The organism is Nostoc sp. MS1, from assembly GCF_019976755.1.
Lineage (GTDB): Bacteria > Cyanobacteriota > Cyanobacteriia > Cyanobacteriales > Nostocaceae > Trichormus.
In genome coordinates, this window is sequence record NZ_AP023441.1 from 1,951,323 (window position 1) to 1,971,326 (window position 20,004).

At 39.8% G+C, this 20,004-nt stretch carries 14 protein-coding genes; 6 read left to right on the forward strand and 8 right to left on the reverse strand.

Annotation, left to right across the window (positions count from 1 at the left end; translation table 11 throughout):
- Positions 1 to 59: 59 nt before the first annotated feature.
- Together NSMS1_RS08490 and NSMS1_RS08495 are read right to left on the reverse strand one after the other, a co-directional pair.
- A complete protein-coding gene (locus NSMS1_RS08490) occupies positions 60 to 590 on the reverse strand; it encodes an outer membrane beta-barrel protein (RefSeq protein ID WP_224092503.1) in 531 nt (176 codons plus the stop codon).
- A 244-nt stretch (positions 591 to 834) separates the two neighbouring features.
- Positions 835 to 2,244, reverse strand: coding sequence for a Rieske 2Fe-2S domain-containing protein (locus NSMS1_RS08495; protein WP_224092505.1), 1,410 nt, complete (start codon positions 2,242 to 2,244; stop codon positions 835 to 837).
- A 137-nt stretch (positions 2,245 to 2,381) separates the two neighbouring features.
- On the opposite strand from NSMS1_RS08495, the gene NSMS1_RS08500 reads away from it, so the two are divergent.
- Together NSMS1_RS08500 and NSMS1_RS08505 are read left to right on the forward strand one after the other, a co-directional pair.
- Positions 2,382 to 3,170, forward strand: coding sequence for an S-layer homology domain-containing protein (locus tag NSMS1_RS08500; protein ID WP_224092507.1), 789 nt, complete (start codon positions 2,382 to 2,384; stop codon positions 3,168 to 3,170).
- A gap of 3 nt (positions 3,171 to 3,173) precedes the next feature.
- Positions 3,174 to 3,515 carry a family 10 glycosylhydrolase gene (locus NSMS1_RS08505; RefSeq protein WP_224092508.1) on the forward strand — a complete coding sequence of 114 codons (342 nt, stop codon included), beginning with the start codon at positions 3,174 to 3,176 and terminating at the stop codon, positions 3,513 to 3,515.
- On the opposite strand, the gene NSMS1_RS08510 is transcribed toward NSMS1_RS08505, so the two are convergent.
- Both NSMS1_RS08510 and nifJ read right to left on the reverse strand, forming a co-directional pair.
- Positions 3,512 to 4,015 (reverse strand): 2TM domain-containing protein, encoded by a 504-nt coding sequence (locus tag NSMS1_RS08510; RefSeq protein WP_224092509.1) that lies wholly within the window; start codon positions 4,013 to 4,015, stop codon positions 3,512 to 3,514. The genes NSMS1_RS08505 and NSMS1_RS08510 overlap by 4 nt on opposite strands.
- Positions 4,016 to 4,490: 475 nt before the next feature.
- Positions 4,491 to 8,066 (reverse strand): pyruvate:ferredoxin (flavodoxin) oxidoreductase, encoded by a 3,576-nt coding sequence (gene nifJ / locus NSMS1_RS08515; protein WP_224092510.1) that lies wholly within the window; start codon positions 8,064 to 8,066, stop codon positions 4,491 to 4,493.
- Between the two features lie 551 nt (positions 8,067 to 8,617).
- On the opposite strand from nifJ, the gene NSMS1_RS08520 reads away from it, so the two are divergent.
- A complete protein-coding gene (locus tag NSMS1_RS08520) occupies positions 8,618 to 9,091 on the forward strand; it encodes a hypothetical protein (protein ID WP_224092511.1) in 474 nt (157 codons plus the stop codon).
- A 112-nt stretch (positions 9,092 to 9,203) separates the two neighbouring features.
- Here the strand turns inward: NSMS1_RS08520 and NSMS1_RS08525 are convergent, their stop codons facing one another.
- The 3 genes from NSMS1_RS08525 to NSMS1_RS08535 form a co-directional block, all read right to left on the reverse strand.
- On the reverse strand, positions 9,204 to 11,912 hold the full coding sequence (locus tag NSMS1_RS08525) for a hypothetical protein (RefSeq protein ID WP_224092512.1): 2,709 nt from the start codon (positions 11,910 to 11,912) through the stop codon (positions 9,204 to 9,206).
- 397 nt (positions 11,913 to 12,309) lie between these two features.
- Positions 12,310 to 12,534, reverse strand: coding sequence for a hypothetical protein (locus NSMS1_RS08530; RefSeq protein WP_224092515.1), 225 nt, complete (start codon positions 12,532 to 12,534; stop codon positions 12,310 to 12,312).
- Between the two features lie 52 nt (positions 12,535 to 12,586).
- Positions 12,587 to 13,027: a YidH family protein gene (locus NSMS1_RS08535; protein WP_224092517.1), complete on the reverse strand. Its 441-nt coding sequence runs from the start codon at positions 13,025 to 13,027 to the stop codon at positions 12,587 to 12,589.
- A 151-nt stretch (positions 13,028 to 13,178) separates the two neighbouring features.
- Here NSMS1_RS08535 and NSMS1_RS08540 point away from each other — a divergent pair, with 151 nt between their 5' ends.
- The 3 genes from NSMS1_RS08540 to NSMS1_RS08550 all read left to right on the forward strand — a co-directional run bounded on the left by NSMS1_RS08540 (position 13,179) and on the right by NSMS1_RS08550 (position 19,080).
- Positions 13,179 to 13,919, forward strand: a complete 741-nt coding sequence (locus NSMS1_RS08540) for a cytochrome c biogenesis protein CcdA (protein ID WP_224092519.1) — start codon at positions 13,179 to 13,181, stop codon at positions 13,917 to 13,919.
- Positions 13,920 to 13,922: 3 nt separating this feature from the next.
- Positions 13,923 to 15,308 carry a cytochrome c biogenesis protein gene (locus tag NSMS1_RS08545; RefSeq protein WP_224092521.1) on the forward strand — a complete coding sequence of 462 codons (1,386 nt, stop codon included), beginning with the start codon at positions 13,923 to 13,925 and terminating at the stop codon, positions 15,306 to 15,308.
- A gap of 190 nt (positions 15,309 to 15,498) precedes the next feature.
- Positions 15,499 to 19,080, forward strand: a complete 3,582-nt coding sequence (locus NSMS1_RS08550; protein WP_224092522.1) for an NB-ARC domain-containing protein — start codon at positions 15,499 to 15,501, stop codon at positions 19,078 to 19,080.
- Positions 19,081 to 19,418: 338 nt separating this feature from the next.
- On the opposite strand, the gene NSMS1_RS08555 is transcribed toward NSMS1_RS08550, so the two are convergent.
- Positions 19,419 to 19,898, reverse strand: a complete 480-nt coding sequence (locus NSMS1_RS08555; protein ID WP_224092523.1) for a hypothetical protein — start codon at positions 19,896 to 19,898, stop codon at positions 19,419 to 19,421.
- Positions 19,899 to 20,004 lie beyond the last annotated feature (106 nt).

Sequence of the window (20,004 nt, forward strand, 5' to 3'; positions counted from 1 at the left end):
AGATAGGGACGCACAGCTAACTGTACGTCCCTATTAAACTAACATCTTTTATTTAATTGTTAGAAGCGGTAGCCTACACCAGTTTGTAAGCTCACAGCATCAGCATCACTATCTTTGTAGGCATCAATACCCCACTTAGCATCACCGTAAATCACGATGTTTTTTGCCACTTCAGATTCAGCACCAAGAGTAACTACAGGTGCATTCTTGTTACCTAACTGGCTGGCTTTCCCTTCATCAGTTTGGAAAGAGTAACCACCACCTATATACACATTAGTATTTTTGGCAATAGGTGCATCATAGGTCAAAATAGGCATGATTGCTGTTGAATCTCCACCAAACAAGGCCGCACCACGAATAGAGACTGGTGTATTGGTGATAGCGTAGCGTCCTTGCACATTTCCACCAAATGTTGCGGCATCGTTTTGTCTGCCGCCATTAGTGACTCCAGCGCCAATACCTGCACCAATATAACTACCTGCCAAACCGTTTGTCTGATTATTTTCTGTAGTTTGAGCAGAAGCAATGCCAGCGCTTAAAACTACGGCTGCAACAGCAAATGTAGAGGCGGCAATTTTTGCGAGTTTCATATTCTTCTTCTCCCCACCGGGGTTTTGTTTTCTCTTTGTTTTCTATTACTAGAATCTCTTTTTTTACTCGATTAGAACTCATACATTTAGATCACCTGATTGGGTGATTTTTAACTCACCCTATTGGTAATGCAAGCTCAACTAAATAAATCTTTTGTTGTGAAACTTATATTGATAATAAAAAACCTCCAGCTATAGACAAGAAAACTGGAGGAAGAATTGACAAAATGTTTAAATTTACAAGCTACTTTGAGCCAACTTTTTCAGGTAGGTTACGCGGTGGTATGATTCGTCCTTCGTAAAATTGTTTCTGAAGATTATTTAATGCCAACCATGCAGCACCAAAAGCAAGTGGTGTAACTGTCTCCAGGAAAAGAACAGGAATTGATTGAATATCCAAAAATAAACTGAGTAGAGGGTAACTTGCCAAGGAAACACCAGCTATTACTCCACTCCAGAACTTCAACTTTTGGATGTTCTTTAAAGCCTTTCTACAACTAGCACATTTTGTTGTGTGAGAGTAATATCTTTCTAGGAGTTGTTCTTTGGGTATGGCTGGAGAAAAGGCTTCTCCAGGAAATGGTTCAGCGTTGTAATTGTTTCGCAACTGATGCAATTCAAAAACAAAACTATCGGCTTTTGTTGGTAAGTAAAATGCTTTAGCGAAATTAGGACTACCACCTTTAGCTTGAAGATATCGTTCTTGATAATGGAGGAAAATTTGATCGTCTTCTAAAACACCATTTTGACCCAAGTGATTGTACCAACGTGGTCTAAGCTTGATGAAAATACTCGGCAGTTTAGAAGCAAATTTGAAGGGAAAACGAGCAAACAAACGACACTCGCCTTTACGAATGGGCGTGGCGTAAACAACTGTGAGAATACGCGCTTTTTCACTGTTGATATCATGCCACATTAAAGACGGGGCAACGAAGGTTGTAGATATTTCTGATTGTCCGGGTTTGATACCTTGATGCCAAACGCCTTTAAACCCATGTTTATCTGATTTAACTACCTCTAATTCCAAAGGTGCAGCGTTTTTTCTATTCCCAACTGTCTGATGATGAGTGTAGGCCACATGGCTGGGGTCTAGTATGTTTTCTAGAAGTGTCAGTGCATCATAAGGCACATCTCTAAAGGTATTCATGACTACCCAATCATCAGATCCATCTTGCAATGGTTCCACTACAGGAATTTTAGTTTTGACAGCGTTGTCTGAGTTGCCAATATAGACAAATAACATCCCCTGACATTCGGTTGTAGGATAAGATGCTACACAAGCGCGTTTGGAAGTTTGGGCTTGTCCGCCTTGGGGTTGTTGGGGTATATGCTGACAGCTACCGTCACCTGAAAAAGTCCAGCCGTGATAAGGACATTCTAATAGTCCATCTTCGTTAATTCTGCCTTCAGACAGTGGCGCTAAACGATGGGGACATTCATCTATAAAGGCTTGCCATGATTGAGATTTTTGCTCCCACCAAATGACAATATCTTTACCCAAAAGTGTAAAAGGCGTTGGTTTGGATTTATCTAAATCTTCTAAATAGTGAACTGGATACCAAGCTTCCTGCCAGTCGAAAGTGTAGGGGTCACTGCCACCTGGTAATATTTCTTCTGTAGTCTCTTTTTCTAGAGTCTGGTTGATGTCAAGCATAGTTTACAAATATTCATTAATATCTCTAGAATAATACTTTAAACTGCAAATGCCCTATCGCTTCATGTTCTGTATTCCTGAAAAATCATCGAAATAGCGAGTATACTGTACCCGAACTCAGGGAATTGAGGACATCTATGTTTATTGATGCGAATTTTGCAGATATTCAAAACCATTGGGCAAAAACTTCTATTATTGCAACTGTTAGACGAAACATATTCAGAGGTTATCCTGATGGGACTTTTCGCCCTTCTGCGTCTGTAACTCGTGCTGAATTGGCCGCAATTATTTACACAGCTTTTGGACAGCAACCGTTGGTGCGTCCTGGGATTACTTTTAAAGATGTTCCGGCTAATCACTGGGCTGCTAAGGCAATAGCAGCAGTATATCAGGCAAAGTTTTTGTCTGGGTATCCTGATGGTTCGTTTAAACCCAGTGAACTCATCTCGCGTGTGCAAACTTTAACCGCTTTAGCCTCTGGCTTGAATTATCAGGCAACACTAGAGCCTAGCAGTACCCTGAGAAAACACTATGATGATTGGCAACAGATACCTAATTATGCTGTAAATGCGATCGCAGCCGCTACGGAAAAGGTAGTGATTGTTAATTATCCAGATATCAGACGCTTACAGCCCAATCAAAATGTTACCAGGGGTGAAGTAGCGGCATTTATTTGTCGCATTCTGAATATTCCTACTGTGCCTATTCAATATCTTCCCGGTAGGGAATTATTTGTAATTGCACCACAATTTGATACGGCTGATTCCTTTTCGGCAGGCTTGGCAAGAGTGCAGAAAGATAATCAATGGGGTTATATCGACAAAACCGGAAAATTTGTGATATCACCACAGTTAAATGAAGCACATCCCTTTTCTGAAGGATGGGCTTTAGTCAAAGAAAATATACAGCGCTCACTCTCAGTTTAATTTATGGAAATTCGGGGTATTTGGCTAACTACAACTGCTAGCCAAGTTTTTGACTCTAGACGAAATATTGCTGAGGCGATGGACTTTCTCGCTACCACTGGGTTTAATGTCGTGTTTCCCGTTGTTTGGAATAACGGTTTAACTATTTATCCCAGTCGGGTGATGCAGAATAATTTCGGAGTTGCTATTAACCCGCGATTTCAAGGTAGAGATCCTTTAGCTGAATTAATTATTGAAGCCAAACGAGTCAATATAGCTGTTATCCCTTGGTTTGAATATGGCTTTGCTAGTTCTTATCAAAAAAATGGTGGTTTCCAACCAGGATATTACTCAACCTTGAATTAAATTTGTAAGGCTTTAAACCACTTATTCACAAAGGAATTGATAGTTTGTTTAATTTGATGCTTGCGATTCCATTTTTGGAAAGCCATTTCATAATCTTCGCCTTTGGTTTGAAATGTGTTCCAAACATCAAGACCTAGTAACAAACTGCAAAATAGAACTAGGTATAACGACCAAGTGATAGTACCGCCACCAATGAAATCTACTAATAAGAGAAAAGCATTAACAATGGCATAATTACCAGCACGCTTTTTAAATTTTGTCAGGCGGTAAGTATTAAAGGCTTGCCTTTGCCGTAATTCGTGGTGTTGCGATCGCCAATCTATTTCCGCTAACTGCAAATTGTCAGGTGATATTTCTAACTCAGTAGCAATTTCTAACAGTTGCTCATAACTAAACTCTTTATCTTGGTCGTCAGCTTGCCGGGCGATCGCCAATTGTAAAATTCGCTGTACGTCTTCTTGGCTATAAGAACGGAGACTGTTAGGTTCAAATGCCGTCATAACTGCTATCTCTTATTATTAATGTTTGTTAGCAATCTATCGCCCGTCAACTGTGAAACAGTTTGGCTGAATTATAACTACTGCACAACTCTACAATAGCAAATTTATTTATTGGTCATTATTTATTGGTCATTAGTCATTAGTCATTGGTCAACAGTCCATAGTTCTGCTCCCTTGTCTACTTTATTCGGGTTAGCCAATGGTAACAGCAATGAGCTTAATCATTTCTGATGAGATTGTATTTGTATCAGTATTGAACATTTCTGGGGTAAGTAAGTGGACACAATTATTTAGAAGACGCATTTCGACTACGCTCAATGCTCGTTAACCTTATTAGAAGAGGGTTGAGTTTCGACTACGCGGTAATCGAGCGTAGTCGAAACTCAACTCCCGCGCAGTCGAAACCCGGCGATTTCACGTTAGGTTTAATTTGGTCTTTCTACTTAATAGGTAATAGGAAAAAACCCATTACCTACTACCTATTCGCCAAATATTGATACATCTGCCAACGTGCATCAACTTCAGCCTGAGCCTGTTCTAGCAATTGTTTAGCTAACTGGGGCTTACTTTTGGTCAACATCTTGAAGCGAGTTTCTTGGTACATTGATTGCTCTACTGATTGAGTAGGCGATCGCATATCTAACTGTAGAGGATTTTTACCCTGTTGTTGCAACAGTGGATTATAACGATACAACAACCAGCGTCCAGAATCTACCAGAGTTTTTTGGTGCTGCATCCCCGTCGCCATGTTGATACCGTGGGCGATGCAATGGCTGTAAGCAATAATTAAGGATGGGCCGTCAAAGGCTTCTGCTTCTAAAAATGCCTTGAGTGTTTGGTCATCCTTCGCACCTAACGCTACACTCGCCACATACACATTATTATACGTCATCGCCATTAAGCCCAAGTCTTTCTTAGGCGCAGGTTTACCACTGGCGGCGAATTTAGCAACGGCTGCCCTTGGGGTGGCTTTGGAAGATTGCCCCCCGGTGTTAGAATAGACTTCTGTATCCATCACCAAAATATTGACATTGCGACCACTAGCTAAAACATGATCGATACCGTGAAAGTCAATGTCATAAGCCCAACCATCACCACCAATTATCCAGACGCTTTTCTTGACTAAATAATCAGCTAACGATTTTAGATTTTGGATTTTGGATTTTAGATTAGAGTCCAAGGTTTGGATATTATCTAACTTCTGGCGCAAAAGTGTTATTCTTTGGCGTTGTTCCCAAATATCAGCCTCAGTTTTCTGTTCTGCATTCAGAATAGACCCAACCAGCTGATCACCAACTTCTGCACTGAACTGTTGCAGAAGTTCCGCCGCAAACTCAGCTTGCTTATCCAATGACAGACGATAACCAAAACCAAACTCAGCGTTATCTTCAAATAAACTATTAGACCAAGCCGGGCCGCGTCCTTCGGCGTTTTTCGTCCAGGGGGTAGTCGGGAGGTTTCCGCCGTAGATGGAAGAACAACCTGTGGCGTTAGCAACGACTGCGCGATCGCCAAATAGTTGTGTTAATAGTTTTACATAAGGTGTCTCACCACAACCAGCACAAGCACCGGAAAACTCAAACAACGGTTCTAGTAGTTGCTGCTGGCGAATTTGGTTAAGTTTTAACTTAGTTCTATCAGGGTTGGGTAAACTCAAGAAGAATTGCCAGTTTTTCCGCTCCTGTTCTCGCAAAGGTAACTGCTGTGCCATGTTAATGGCTTTAAGTGAAGGTTCGGCTTTATTTTTGGCGGGACAGACATTGACACAGACCTCACAACCTGTACAGTCTTCCGGTGCTACTTGGATAGTAAATTTTTGCTGGGCAAAGTCTTTATCCTTTGCATCCACCGACTTAAATGTAGATGGTGCATTCTCCAACTCACTGGGCTGATATACCTTAGCGCGAATTGCCCCATGTGGACAAACCATCACACATTTACTGCACTGTACGCAGACATCCTCATCCCAAACAGGTATTTCTTCCGCAACGTTCCGCTTCTCCCATTTAGCCGTACCTGTCGGAAATGTCCCATCTGGTGGTAGTGTACTTACAGGTAAGTCATCACCTTGCCACACCATGATTTTTCCCAGAACGTCCCGCACAAACTTAGGGGCGCTGGTGGGAAAGGGAAGGTTAGATGGGAATGTTTCTTCATCTATCCATTTCCCTTTTTCCTCAAGAGGAACTTTGACTTGGTGCAAATTCTCTAAGGTTTGGTCAACCGCTTGTAAATTCATGCGGACAACTTCCGCCCCTTTCTTACCATAAGTCTTTTCAATCGCTTGTTTAATTTTGGCGATCGCGTGCTCCTGTGGCAATACTCCCGCTAAAGCAAAGAAGCACACCTGCATAATTGTGTTAATACGTCCACCCATCCCACTATTACGGGCGACTTGGTTAGCATTGATGACGTAGAGTTTGATTTGCTTATCAAGAATTTGCTGCTGTACTTTTGCGGGTAAATTTGACCAAACAGTATCCGCATCATGAGGACTATTTAACAATATAGTCGCCCCTTGTGCAGCAGCTTTTAAAACTTCGATACGTTCCAAAAAGCCCCAGTGATGACAACCAATAAAATTGGCTTGGTCAATTAAGTAAGTCGAACGAATTGGTTCCGGCCCAAAGCGCAGGTGCGAAACTGTCATTGAGCCAGATTTTTTGGAGTCGTAGACAAAGTAACCTTGGGCGTAATTGTCTGTTCCTTCGCCAATAATCTTGATGGAGTTTTTATTCGCCCCGACTGTACCATCAGAACCCAAGCCGTAAAACATCGCCCGCACTACATTATCAGGTTCCGTTGAGAAACTAGGGTCATATTCCAGGGATGTGTGCGTTACATCATCATGAATACCGATAGTAAAATGATTCTTCGGCGTAGCTTGTGCCAAATTATCAAACACAGCCTTCACCATCGCCGGAGTAAATTCCTTTGAGGACAGCCCGTAACGACCACCAACTATTGATTTTAGATTTTGGATTTGAGATTTTGGATTTGCTTCATGGATAGCTGTTACGACATCCAAATACAACGGTTCCCCGGCGCTTCCTGGTTCCTTGGTGCGGTCGAGGACTGCGATCGCCTGTACACTCTTAGGTAAAGCCTGGATAAATCTCTCGACATCGAAGGGGCGGAATAGTCTTACTTTGAGAACTCCTACTTTTTCCCCAAGGGCGTTAAGATAATTTACTGTCTCATGTACTGTTTCACAACCGGAACCCATGAGAATAATCACGCGATCGGCATCACTCGCGCCGTGGTATTCATATAGTTGATAATATCTGCCTGTACGTTCCCCGAATTTATCCATAATGCTTTGGACAATTTCAGGACAAGCATTATAGTAAGGATTCGCACCTTCGCGGGCTTGGAAAAAGACATCAGGGTTTTGGGCTGTACCCCGCAATAGTGGACTTTCGGGGGTCAGGGCGCGGGCGCGGTGGGCGAATACTTTCTCTTCGTTGATGAGCGATCGCAAATCATTATCTGATAATAATTGCACTTTCTGCACTTCGTGGGAAGTACGAAAGCCATCAAAGTAGTGCAGAAATGATACCCTAGTCTCTAAAGTAGCTGCATGAGCGATGAAAGCGAAATCATGAGTTTCCTGCACCGAAGCCGAACACAACATGGCAAACCCAGTACCACGGGCGGCCATCACATCACTATGGTCGCCAAAAATTGATAGGGCGTGGGTAGCCAAGGAACGGGCTGCAACGTGAACTACAGTGCTTGTCAGTTCACCTCCAATTTTGTAGAGGTTGGGTATCATCAACAACAGCCCTTGGGAAGCAGTAAAGGTTGTACTTAAAGAACCCGTTTGTAAAGCCCCATGCACAGCCGCCGCCGCACCGCCTTCACTCTGCATTTGTACCACACTGGGAACTGTACCCCACAAGTTAGGACGACCTTCCGCCGCCCAAGCATCAGCCCATTCACCCATTGCCGAAGAGGGGGTGATAGGATAGATGGCAATTACTTCATTTAATTTATAAGCAACACGGGAAACAGCCTCATTCCCGTCGATAGTTGCAAAGGTTTGGCTCATAGTCTGCTGGTTGTCCTAGTCTCTATGTACTTTCAACATGTGGAGACAGAAGAATTAATAGCAATTTAAAATTCAAAAAGTTAGATAATTAATTCTGATGAATTGATATCAGTGGTTTACATCAAATTTGTAAAGTAATTATGTATAAAAATGAATATTGACTGCGGCTATTAATTCAACTGTTTAAAAATACTCCACATCTGAGTATTGCATCCACAATACTTTATATATATACAATCTATTAAAAATGTACTCTTTTCATCAAGATATTAATTAATAAGCTTTTTAGAACATTTATCATCTTCTCTGGGGTAGAGGTTCTAGCATTCCTCTGTGTTTCCGTATTTCTGTGTTTAAAATACTGCATCTTTTTGGCTTTGAGGAGTGTAAATTATGTCTTTTTAATTGTATTTTCTTGTCAAAAAAATATACTCTATTACCCAGCCAACTTATATATTAATAGTTAGTAAATATCTAAAATTCCAGTTTCTCTAAGCTGCATCAACAACATCTAAGGAAAAAAAATTACTCAAAATCAAGGATTTTCTCAGATGAAATTACTTCCTCGTTATGCTCGTATTGTTTTACAAGCTAGTCTTTGTGTTACAAGTTTTATTAGCTTTGCCACTTTTAAATTTACTCCAGCATCAGCACAAGATGTAACAGTAACACCAACAATACCTACGTTTACAGTAGAAAAAGGAGGATTTTCGGGTGTCATAACATATATTACTCCTAGTGCTTATGTTAGTTCTATTGCGGCTGAGAAAGTTTCTCCATCTGGAACTTATTTAGCAGGAGTTGACGGCTACGGTACATATATAGTCAAAGGATCTGCATATATTGATCCCATAACTCATCTATCAGTCCCGACCATAATACTCTTTACCGGCCCCACATTACCACTTCCAGCCGCAGTAGCAAATCCTGTAGCAACTGCAATAGGTAATAAACTACTTTACGGCAACCTAACATTGGATGAATACACAGCCATAATTAGGTCTGTTACTCCTGGTTTATTTTAGAAAAATACTGAAGTTAAAGTTTTGTTTTCTACTTTCCCAGTTAATTCTGTTCAGGACAAGTATCTACAAAAGTTAATCAAATCATTTACTACATCACACTGAAATTTACCTTTTAAAATCGCCAACCCCCTTCAAAACTAACTCCAAAACTATCTCCATTCATACCAATATTAGATTGCCAAAAATTATTACTATCATCAGAACTATACTTGATAGTCAATCCATAGGAAAAATCGTTAGTTCTATTTATTATGCCTTGATTATTTTCTTTAAAATTTTGCAAATAAGCACCAATAGCCCAATTCTGATTTAGTTTTTGAGTTCCTGCTAAGGTGTAGAAAATATCATTACTAATTTCTAAAGAACTATTTAGCTCTAAACCTGTACTGAATAATAACTTACCTTGTAAAAAAACTGCTTGTGTTAAATACCCTTGATAACCAACAAATATAAGTGCTGGAACTAAAGAATAGTTTAAGTCTTGATTTTGATGATAAAAAAAGTAGCTTAGATTTAGGTAAGCAGGATTTTGAGAATTTGCTGCACTATTCCAATAAAAGCGTAAAGCCGGAATATGAGTAGTAATTGCTTGAGTTTTTCCTTTTTCATCAAATTCCAAATAACTATTTGTATAACTTAATACGCCATTAGCATAGATACCCAATGTTGGTTCAGGTAATCCTAAACTATTATTTGCAACATTAAATGCGGAGTCTGAATTTAAGTTAAACCAGACACCAGAATTAACGCTGTAATTCCAGCGTTCAGAAGAACCAGTCCATAAAAATTCTAGTGCAGGTAGAAATAGATATCCTTTAAAAGTATGCAGTTTAGTAATGATTTCGCCAACTTGACTTAATTCAATATGGTCAAAAGCCAAATCAAAAGAACGAATACTCATTGGTACTTCTGTAGTTGCTGCTGAGTTCCAGTTTTGTACAAACTGCTGACCGTTAGAATTAATTAAGGTTACTTGTGCGGCTGAAGCGCGGTTACTGGGACGAATAGATGTTTGTTCTAACGGGATAGGTACACCAATAAATGTCAAAGGCCCGAAGCTTCTATTGGAAATATCTGCTTTAGAAATGAAAGTTTGACCTGCTTTCCAAGTACTACTTCCATCTACAAACTGAACTGCACGCCGATAATTTCCAGTACGAATTTGTAAAATGCTAGAACTATTGGGTGTAATTTTACTAGGAAAAGTAAATATTCCAGAAACTTGGCTTAAACTACTATTGCGATTACCTAATAAAAGTGTTCTATTAAGTATTTGGTTAATTTGTCTTATTTGTTCTGGTGTGGCTTTTGTATTTAAGTGAGCAAAATTCTCTTGTTGAGAAAATCTCTTTTTAGCTTCTTGTAAACTTTGTTGTAACAGTGGAGGATGAATTAATTCAAAAACTCCTCCCATGAGCATTCCTAATGTAGTGTTAGCAGTTTGTAAATCATCTATTTTTCCTTGATTGGCTAAGGTAGATAAAGAAATACCAGGGTTACTAAAAATATTATTGTAAGTTGCTTGAGTTTTTACAGGATCATATTGTAATAAGATTCGATTGTGAGGACGACTTATGTAAAGTCTCTGCCAGTAAGAGTTTTCTTGTTTATCACTTAATCTAATAGTATTTAATCTTTGTCCTAAAGGAACCCAATATAAGGAATTTAAGTAATATAAATCCCGTTCTTTCTGACTGAGAAAAGGATTAATTAAAATATTGAGCAGTGACCAATTATCAAATTGTCTACCCTGACCAATTTTTAGCCCTGGTCTAGATGTCATTTGAGGTTGGAATCTAGTTGGTTCACCTGTTAAGAGATTACCCCAAGAAAACCCTATTTTTGCTAATGTATCTTGGGAAACTACTGTTCCTCTGGTAAGACTGCCAGCATCTAATAGCGGTTGTAAATTACTGGTGGGGAATGTTTGCAAAATTAGAGGAGCATTATCTGCATCTAACAATTCAAATAAGGAACCACCACCTTTAGGATTATATGTCGTAGCAGTACCAAAATTAGAAATTCGAGGAATGCTAGTAATTGTAGAATTGCTATTTCCACTATCGATAATAATTCTAGGTGTGGGAGAACCCGGTGGAGTAGTAACTTCTGCTGCAATAGATTGAATCGAGAATTGATTGGTGTTAATTTCTCCGGTTAGGTCTTTAAATGCTTGAGGAATAACTGAAACTGCTTGCATTCCCCAAAGCTTTTGAGTTAAGACAGTCAGTTGTCTGCTTTCAATTTCTGTTGATTGACCTTGGTCAAAAACTCCTGCTTGCCAACCTTGCGTCTCCATAACAACTCGATTATCAGGTAGCGACCAATAGAATTGATTTTCTTTTGGGAAATTAGCAAAAATTACGTGGTCAACTATTGGCTTATCAGATGCAAAATTAAAAGAAAAATTAATATAATTTGTATTGTTGCTAGGCTTAAATGTAGAGGAGAATTTTACTTCATCTGTAGGGTAAACTATCCAAGGATATTTATTAGAACTGTTACTCAAAGAATCGAGTATTAAAAGCTCTAAATTTTTCTTATTTAAACCTGGAGTTTGATTTTGTGTATCTGGAATATTTGGTTTTGGCTGGCTCGAATCTGAATCGGGTAATATATTAGTAGGTAATTCTGGTATGTTAATATTAGGAAATACTTTAACTGGTGCTGAATTGAAATTTTGAACAATCTGATATTTTCTTAATTGATGAATAGGTAAAGTTTTAATAGAGTCTTTATCTGTAGTTATGTTTAAATCAAATATATACTCTAGTAAACTTCTATTTGTATAGACTTTGTTTTCTGCATCTGCTTTGCTCAATATTAATAAATTAATTAATAAAATTATGAGCAATGATAGATTATGCCAACAATAAACTAATCTATATAACACAGGATGAAATCTACATAAATTTAAGCATTTTTTTATCTACGTTGCACGACCGTTTTAACTTATATTAAATTTAATAAAGTTACCAATTGGAAACTAAGCTTTAATACATATAAATTTAAAGCTAATTACTAATAGATTTTTTAGTAGAATTAGATGGCTTGAAAAATTTGCTGTAATCTTCAGTGGAACAATCAATGCTTGGCGTTAATTCACAGAAGATTGTAAACGAGTTAATTAGTTAATTATATTGAACTAAAGATAGAATTAATGTTAGTTAATGTATATTTTTTATCTATCATTGTTATGTCATGAAACTCACTACAGATTATGCAAAGTTTGAGTTCAGAGGACAATATTTTACCTGTAAATTATACAAGTGTCTACCTTTTATAGCGACTGCTGGATTAGGTATATTAATACGTACTAAGAAAATTATTTGTAGTTTTTGAAAGAGAGAATGCGAGATTTCTAATTCTTCAATATAGTTTTTATCTATACCTATCTTTACCAGATAATCAATCACTGCACCTAGCGCGATCGCATCTGACATTGCTGGTGTCTCTGTTACAAATTTATCAAGTGTATCTACAGACGCACAAAGGTTAATGAATATTGTGTGTTTTTTGCTGATTGATTGTAGAAGATGGACGCGGCACAATTGTATTACGGATTAACAGTAAAGGAAGACATAAGAAGCCCAAAGTCATTACAACCGCAGTAATTATCCACACAGCTAATCGATTGGGTTGATAGTCGCCACGTTCAATCTGCCAGAATACTTGATTGTAACGCCATGCAGCTAGAGCGATCGCTAAAATTCCACACAGTACCAGAATAATCCCCAAGTTTTCCGAGTTGAATGTGGGATTTGTCGTAGTCTCTCGTTGTGTAATTGTAGTACTAAGCTGACGGAGAAATAGCCCAAATCTAGCAATAGCGAACCCAAAACCTATTAAGGAAATAGAAGTACGTAACCAAGCTAAAAAAGTTCGTTCATTGGCTTGATGTTCTCGCTGACGGTCTATTTTCGACAGCTTATTCATAAACTCCCCCCTAATTCCCCAAATACAGTCTATACCAGAAGGTAGGAGGCAATTAATTGTTGACTGTTGACTGTTGACTAATGACAACTGACCACTGACAAAATAAGCTAAAATTCAAGTATAACAAGCATTTCCCGCTCAGTGATAGCCCATGCTGGAGACTCTGCAAACACAAATTTATCAACTGGAACAATTTGCCAATACTCTGGTATCAGACCAACTAACTCACCTGAGTTTGCTGAGTATTGGTATCATTTTCGCCGCAGGGTTACTTACCAGCCTTACGCCCTGTATGCTTTCCATGCTGCCAATTACTATTGGTTATATTGGTGGTTATGAAGCTAAAAATCGTTGGCAAGCTGCCGCACAATCAACATGGTTTGCGTTAGGTTTAGCAACTACACTGGCAGGTTTAGGCATTATAGCCGCAGTTGTGGGTAAGGTCTACGGTCAAATCGGCATTGGATTACCGATTATTGTTAGTATTATCGCCATCCTCATGGGTTTGAATTTGCTAGAAGCACTACCTCTACAATTCCCATCTTTTGGTGATACTAATTGGATTTCCCAAGATTTACCCTCTGGGGTGCGTTCTTACGCCATTGGCTTAACTTTCGGCTTAGTCGCCTCCCCTTGTAGCACACCAGTTTTAGCCAGTCTGCTTGGTTGGGTGGCGAGTACGCAAGATTTAATTTTAGGCGGTGTTTTGTTAATTTCTTACACAGCCGGGTATGTAACTCCGTTAATTTTGGCAGGTACTTTCACCGCATCAATTAAAAAGTTACTAGAATTGCGTCGCTGGTCTGGTTGGATTAATCCGGTTAGCGGTGCATTATTAGTAGGATTTGGTGTATTTTCTCTAATTTCTCGGATACCTCTTGGCAGTTTTTAAGCAATGACTATAGATAATTCAGCTTCCACAGCATCCCCTTGGTGGTCAGTACCGGGAAAGGTTTTACGGCGAGAGTTTTTACCTGTACTGACAGATTTACGTCTAGCGATCGCACTCCTATTAATCATCGCTGTTTTTAGCATTACTGGTACTGTCATCGAACAAGGGCAATCACCAGCATTCTATCAAGCTAACTACCCAGAACACCCGGCCCTATTTGGTTTCCTCACCTGGAAGGTAATTCAAGTAGTTGGTTTAGATCATGTTTATCGGACTTGGTGGTTTCTCTCATTACTGGTTTTATTCGGAACTAGCCTGACAGCTTGTACTTTCACCCGTCAATTACCAGCCTTAAAAGCCGCCCAACGTTGGAAATATTACGAAGAACCACAAAAATTTCAAAAACTCGCTTTAAGTGCAGAACTAGATACTGGTTCTGTCAATTCTTTAATTCAATTATTACAAAACCGTAGTTATAAAATTTTTCAAGAAAAAGATGATATCCTCTACGCCCGTAAGGGAATAGTCGGACGTATTGGCCCGATTATCGTGCATATAGGGATTGTAACTATCCTCTTGGGCGGAATTTGGGGGGCGATGACTGGATTTGTTGCCCAAGAAATGGTTCCTAGTGGCGATACCTTCCAGGTGAAAAATATTATCGATGCGGGGCCTTTAGCACCCGCCCAATTCCCCAGAGATTGGTCTGTACGAGTTAATCGTTTTTGGATTGACTACACCCCAAAAGGTGGCATTGACCAATTCTACTCAGATATGTCCGTCTTAAATAACGAAGGCAAAGAAGTTGACCACAAAAAGATTTTTGTCAATCAACCTCTGCGTTATCACGGTGTAACTTTTTATCAAACCGATTGGGGTATTTCTGCTGTGCGTGTCCGCGTTAACAACAGCCCCATTTTCCAGCTACCAATGGTACTGTTGAATACCAAAGGTCAAGGCCGTATCTGGGGAACTTGGATACCTACTAAGCCGGATATGAGTGAGGGCGTTTCCCTATTAGCCAAAGACTTACAAGGCATGGTGTTAATTTACGATGCTAAAGGCAAGCTTGTTGATACTGTTCGTAATGGGATGTCTACTCAGGTCAATGGTGTTACTTTGAAAATTTTAGATGTAGTCGGTAGCACTGGCTTACAAATCAAAGCCGACCCAGGTATACCAATTGTTTATACTGGCTTTGGTATACTGATGCTTGGTGTGGTGATGAGTTACTTCTCACACTCACAAATCTGGGCATTACAAAAAGGCGATCGCTTATATGTTGGTGGTAAAACCAACCGCGCCCAAGTAGCTTTTGAACAAGAAGTTTTAGATATTTTAGACCGTCTTAGTTCACAGTCTGTGCAAACAAATCATCAACAGTCATAAATACAATGGGGAAGGCGTTAATTATAATTATGACTTACGCAACTGGCACAAATAGGGGGTAAGGCTGCACTCTACCTGGCGTAACCCAAGCCAAAATTGTACAAGCGATATGATTTCTTTGGAGTCTAGCTTTCCGAGACTGACAAAACTAGTAAAATAAATCTCAATTCAGCGTTGGTCTTGTAATCGGATGCAATTACACAAGCAAAGACGCAAGCGTGGTGTTATTCTTAGTCTCCCAGGATTTCAGAAACTTCAGGAGGCTAGGCAACGGCTAGAGATTTTAGAAAACGATGGAGCAAGATTTACTATCGAAGAACTGAGTTACCGTACTCAGCTTGCTCCTTTTACAGTTTCTAAGGTTTTGGCACGAGAGGAAGGCGTTGATAAACAAACCTTGGAATACTTTTTTAGAACCTTCAACTTAGAGCTAACCTCTAACGATTATTTCAGAGCCGGGAAACAAGCAGAGGAGCAAGGGAGTAAAGGCACAGAACTGAATACATTCCCCCCAAATCATACCGACTGGGGAGAAGCTGTTGATGTCTCGATTTTTTTTGGGCGGACAGAGGAAGTCAGTAAATTAGAATACTGCATCATACATGACCGTTGCCGACTTGTGGCACTGTTGGGTATGGGGGGAATTGGTAAGACTTCCCTTTCTATTAAGCTGGCGCAGCAAATTCAAGGCGAGTTTGAGTTTGTGGTATGGCGTAGTCTGCGCAATACTCCACCATTGACGGAGTTGCTATCCAACTTGCTACATTTTTTTGCTGATGGTCAACTGGTGAATTTATCGGATAATACTGACAATCTGATTTCCCAATTTATGGGGTATTTGCGATCGCACCGTTGTCTGGTCATCCTAGATAATGCAGAATCTATCTTAGCTAGTGGTGAATCTTCTGGGCGCTATCAACAAGGTTATGCAGATTATGGTTATCTGCTCAAACAAATCGGTGAAGCAGCGCATCAAAGCTGTGTGGTGTTAACGAGTCGAGAAAAACCGCCAGAAATAACTGCTTTAGAGGGTGAGAATTTACCTGTACGGTCAATGCAACTTCCGGGGTTAAGTGCGATCGCTGCTTTAGAATTAATTAAAAGCAAAAGCTTCTTTTCTGGTGCTGATAGCGACTGGCGACAATTAATTCAACATTATGCAGGTAATCCCCTGGCTTTAAAAATCATCGCCACGACTATTCAAGAATTATTTGCTGGCAATATCACTGAATTTTTTGCCCACGGTTCTACTGTATTTGGTAGTATTTACGACTTATTAGCAGAGCAATTTCATCGCCTTTCGCCATTGGAAAAAGACCTAATTTACTGGTTAGCGATTAACCGCGAACCAGCTACTATTAATGATTTACGGGCAGATTTGGTCTTACCAGTATCGTCAATGAAACTGCTGGAAGCTCTAGATTCCCTAAGTAGAAGAAGTTTGATTGAAAAAAAATCACTTCCCCTTATCTCTGTACAGTTTACATTGCAACCTGTAGTCATGGAGTATGTCACAGGTCAGTTAATTGAGCAAGTATGTACAGAAATCCAAAATACACAAACAAAACCCCAATTGTTAAATAGTCACGCCTTAATTAAAGCTACTGCTAAAGATTACATTAGAGTTACTCAAACCAAATTAATTCTGCAACCAGTAATCGAAAATCTCCAGCAAAATCTCCGCAGTAACCAAGCAATTGAAACTCAACTAACGCAGACTTTACAAACAATCAAAAATCAAACCTTTCCTATCAACCTAGAACCCGGATACGCAGGTGGGAATATTCTTAATCTCCTGTGTCACTTGCAAGCTGACCTCACAGGCTACGACTTCTCTCAGTTAACGATTTGGCAAGCTTATCTGCAAGATACTCCTCTCAAAAGAGTTAACTTCGCCTATGCTGATTTGTCTAAGTCCATTTTTGCGACAACTTTTAGCAACATCATCACTGTAGCTTTTAGTCCCGATGGTAAAAAAATAGCTACTGGTCATTTTGATGGGTACTTAATTCTCTGGGATGTAACTAACGGTCAAAAGTTAATTGAAAGCCAAGCGCATATAGGTTTAACTTGGTGTGTGGTGTTTAGTCCAAATGGCAATACTTTAGCAACTGTAGGACAAGATGAAACTATCAAAGTTTGGGATGTAAAAACTGGTCAGTGTTTGCAAACTTTACAAGGACATAGCGGCGGTGTGGTATGTGTCATCTTCGCCAAAGCTGGCAATATATTAATTAGTAGTAGTGTTGATGCTGATATCAGAGTTTGGGATATTAGCAGTGGCGAATGTACTCAAATACTAAAAGGTCATAGCCGGAGAGTTTGGTCAGTGGCTTTGAGTCCTCAAGGCGATATTCTAGCTAGTGGTAGCGAAGATAGCAGTGTGAAACTATGGAATTTAATTACAGGTGACTGCATTGCCACATTACAAGGTCATACAGACTGGATTAAATCGGTAGCTTTCAATTCTTCAGGAATCCTTGCTACTGGTAGCTTAGACCAAACTGTGAGACTGTGGGATATAAATAAGCGTGCTTGTCTGGGAGTTTTAGTAGGACATCAAAATGGCATACTAGCGATCGCCTTTATTAACGATCAAATCCTCGCTAGCTGTAGTATAGATTGTACAATTCGCCTCTGGGATATTACCACTGGGCAATGTGTGAAAATCTTGCCAGGACACGCTAATTCTGTAAATGCGATCGCCTCTAATCCTCAAGGTACTATACTTGCTTCTGGTGCTGATGATTTCTCCCTGAGAATTTGGGATATTGCCACTGGGGAGTGTTTGAAAATCTTCAAAGGTAGGAATAATTGGGTAAAATCAGTAGCTTGGAGTCCTGATGGTAAAGTAATTGCGGCTGGGAATGAAGACCGCACCGTGAGGTTATGGACAACAAATGGAGAATGTCGTAGCTTATACGGACATACAGACTTAATTTTTGCCGTAGATTTTACCCCTGATGGTCGTATAGTTGCTAGTGCCAGTGCTGATACCACAGTTAGATTGTGGGATGTAGCCACAGGTGAGTGCATCAAAGTTTTATCTGGGCATATAGGTATGGTAACAGGGGTTGCCTTTAGTCCTGATGGGAAGTTGTTAGCCAGCACCAGTTATGACAACGCTAGTAGGTTGTGGGATACAGCAACAGGACAACTTTTAACTAAATTCCCCGTCCACTTGGGAATGTCAGTTGCTTTTAGTGCTGATGGGAAAAAGTTAGCGTTTGGTGGATTTGATTATACCGTCACAGTTTGGGACTTAGCCACAGGTAAACCCTATCGCCACATTACAGGTCATCATAACTGGGTTTGGTGGATTGCCTTTAGTCCCGATAATAAAACCTTAGCAACGGGTAGTAGTGTAGAGAGAGTGATTAAACTGTGGGATATCGAGACAGGGGAATGTCTGCAAACACTGCAAGGACATGAACAGATGTTATGGGCGATCGCCTTTAGTCCCGATGGTAGTATCTTAGTTAGTACCAGCAGTGATAACACAATCAAACTCTGGGATGTCGCTTCCGGGAATTGCTTAGACACTATCGCAGGACATAATCATTGGGTAATGTGCGCCGCCTTCAACCCTCAAGGTAATATGCTAGTTGCTGGTGATGGCTATGCTGCTATTAAGATTTGGGATCTAACCACAAAACAGTGTATCAACACCCTCAAAGCCGAGCAAATTTATGAACGAATGAATATTCACGGAGTTAGAGGTTTAACAGAAGCACAAAAATCAGCGTTGCTAACTTTAGGTGCGGAGTGTTGATCTGACTTTTCACGTTATACCACGTATTCAATGAAATAGTATGAGATAGATAAATCTAGTTCTACTACTCATCGACGAGTATCTGAGATAGATGAATCCAGTTCTACTACTCATCGACGAGTATCTGAGATAGATGAATCCAGTTCTACTACTCATCGATGAGTATCTGTGATACATGAATCCAGTTCTACCACTCATTGATGAGTATCTGAGATAGATGAATCCAGTTCTACTACTCATCGACGAGTATCTGTGATAGATAAATCCAGTTCTACTACTCATCGACGAGTATTTGTGCTAGATGAATCCAGTTCTACCACTCATCGACGAGTATTTACTTATGAAGCGTTGACAGCTTTTGCAGATTTACCTTTACTAATAGCCTTAAAACGCTCCCCTAACTGTTCAGCCACAGATTTTAAACCAGGAGTTTTTTTTGCTGCTGTTTTAACGTAATCATAAACTGTCAAACTACTAGTCATGGTTTCACTACCAACGGCAAGTAGAGTATCATCAACTTGCTCAGTGATTTGACGCATAGAGATTAATATCTCGTTGAGCGTAGTAGCTAATTGATAATCACAGACAAATTCCCCAACATTAAAACTAGCTGGCAGAATTTCGGGGTTAGACTGAGCAGCCATAATGCTATTGTTAACAAAAGCTAGGCTTTTATCACCCATTTTCACTAACTTACGCCGTTCTTCCATGCTAAGAGTGATGAGAAAAGGTAATTTATTTTGGATGGTTTGTAGCGCTGCTTTGATTTCTTTGATATCTTCTGGCGACAGAGTGGCGTTAATATTTTGGTAGGGCATCCTATATTCACCGTGGAAATTATAGATATGAAGTAGCAATACTTGCTAAGTATATAGGGCTGGCTGAATAAGGGCGAAAGATAGCAGAATGAAGAGTTTCAGGGTC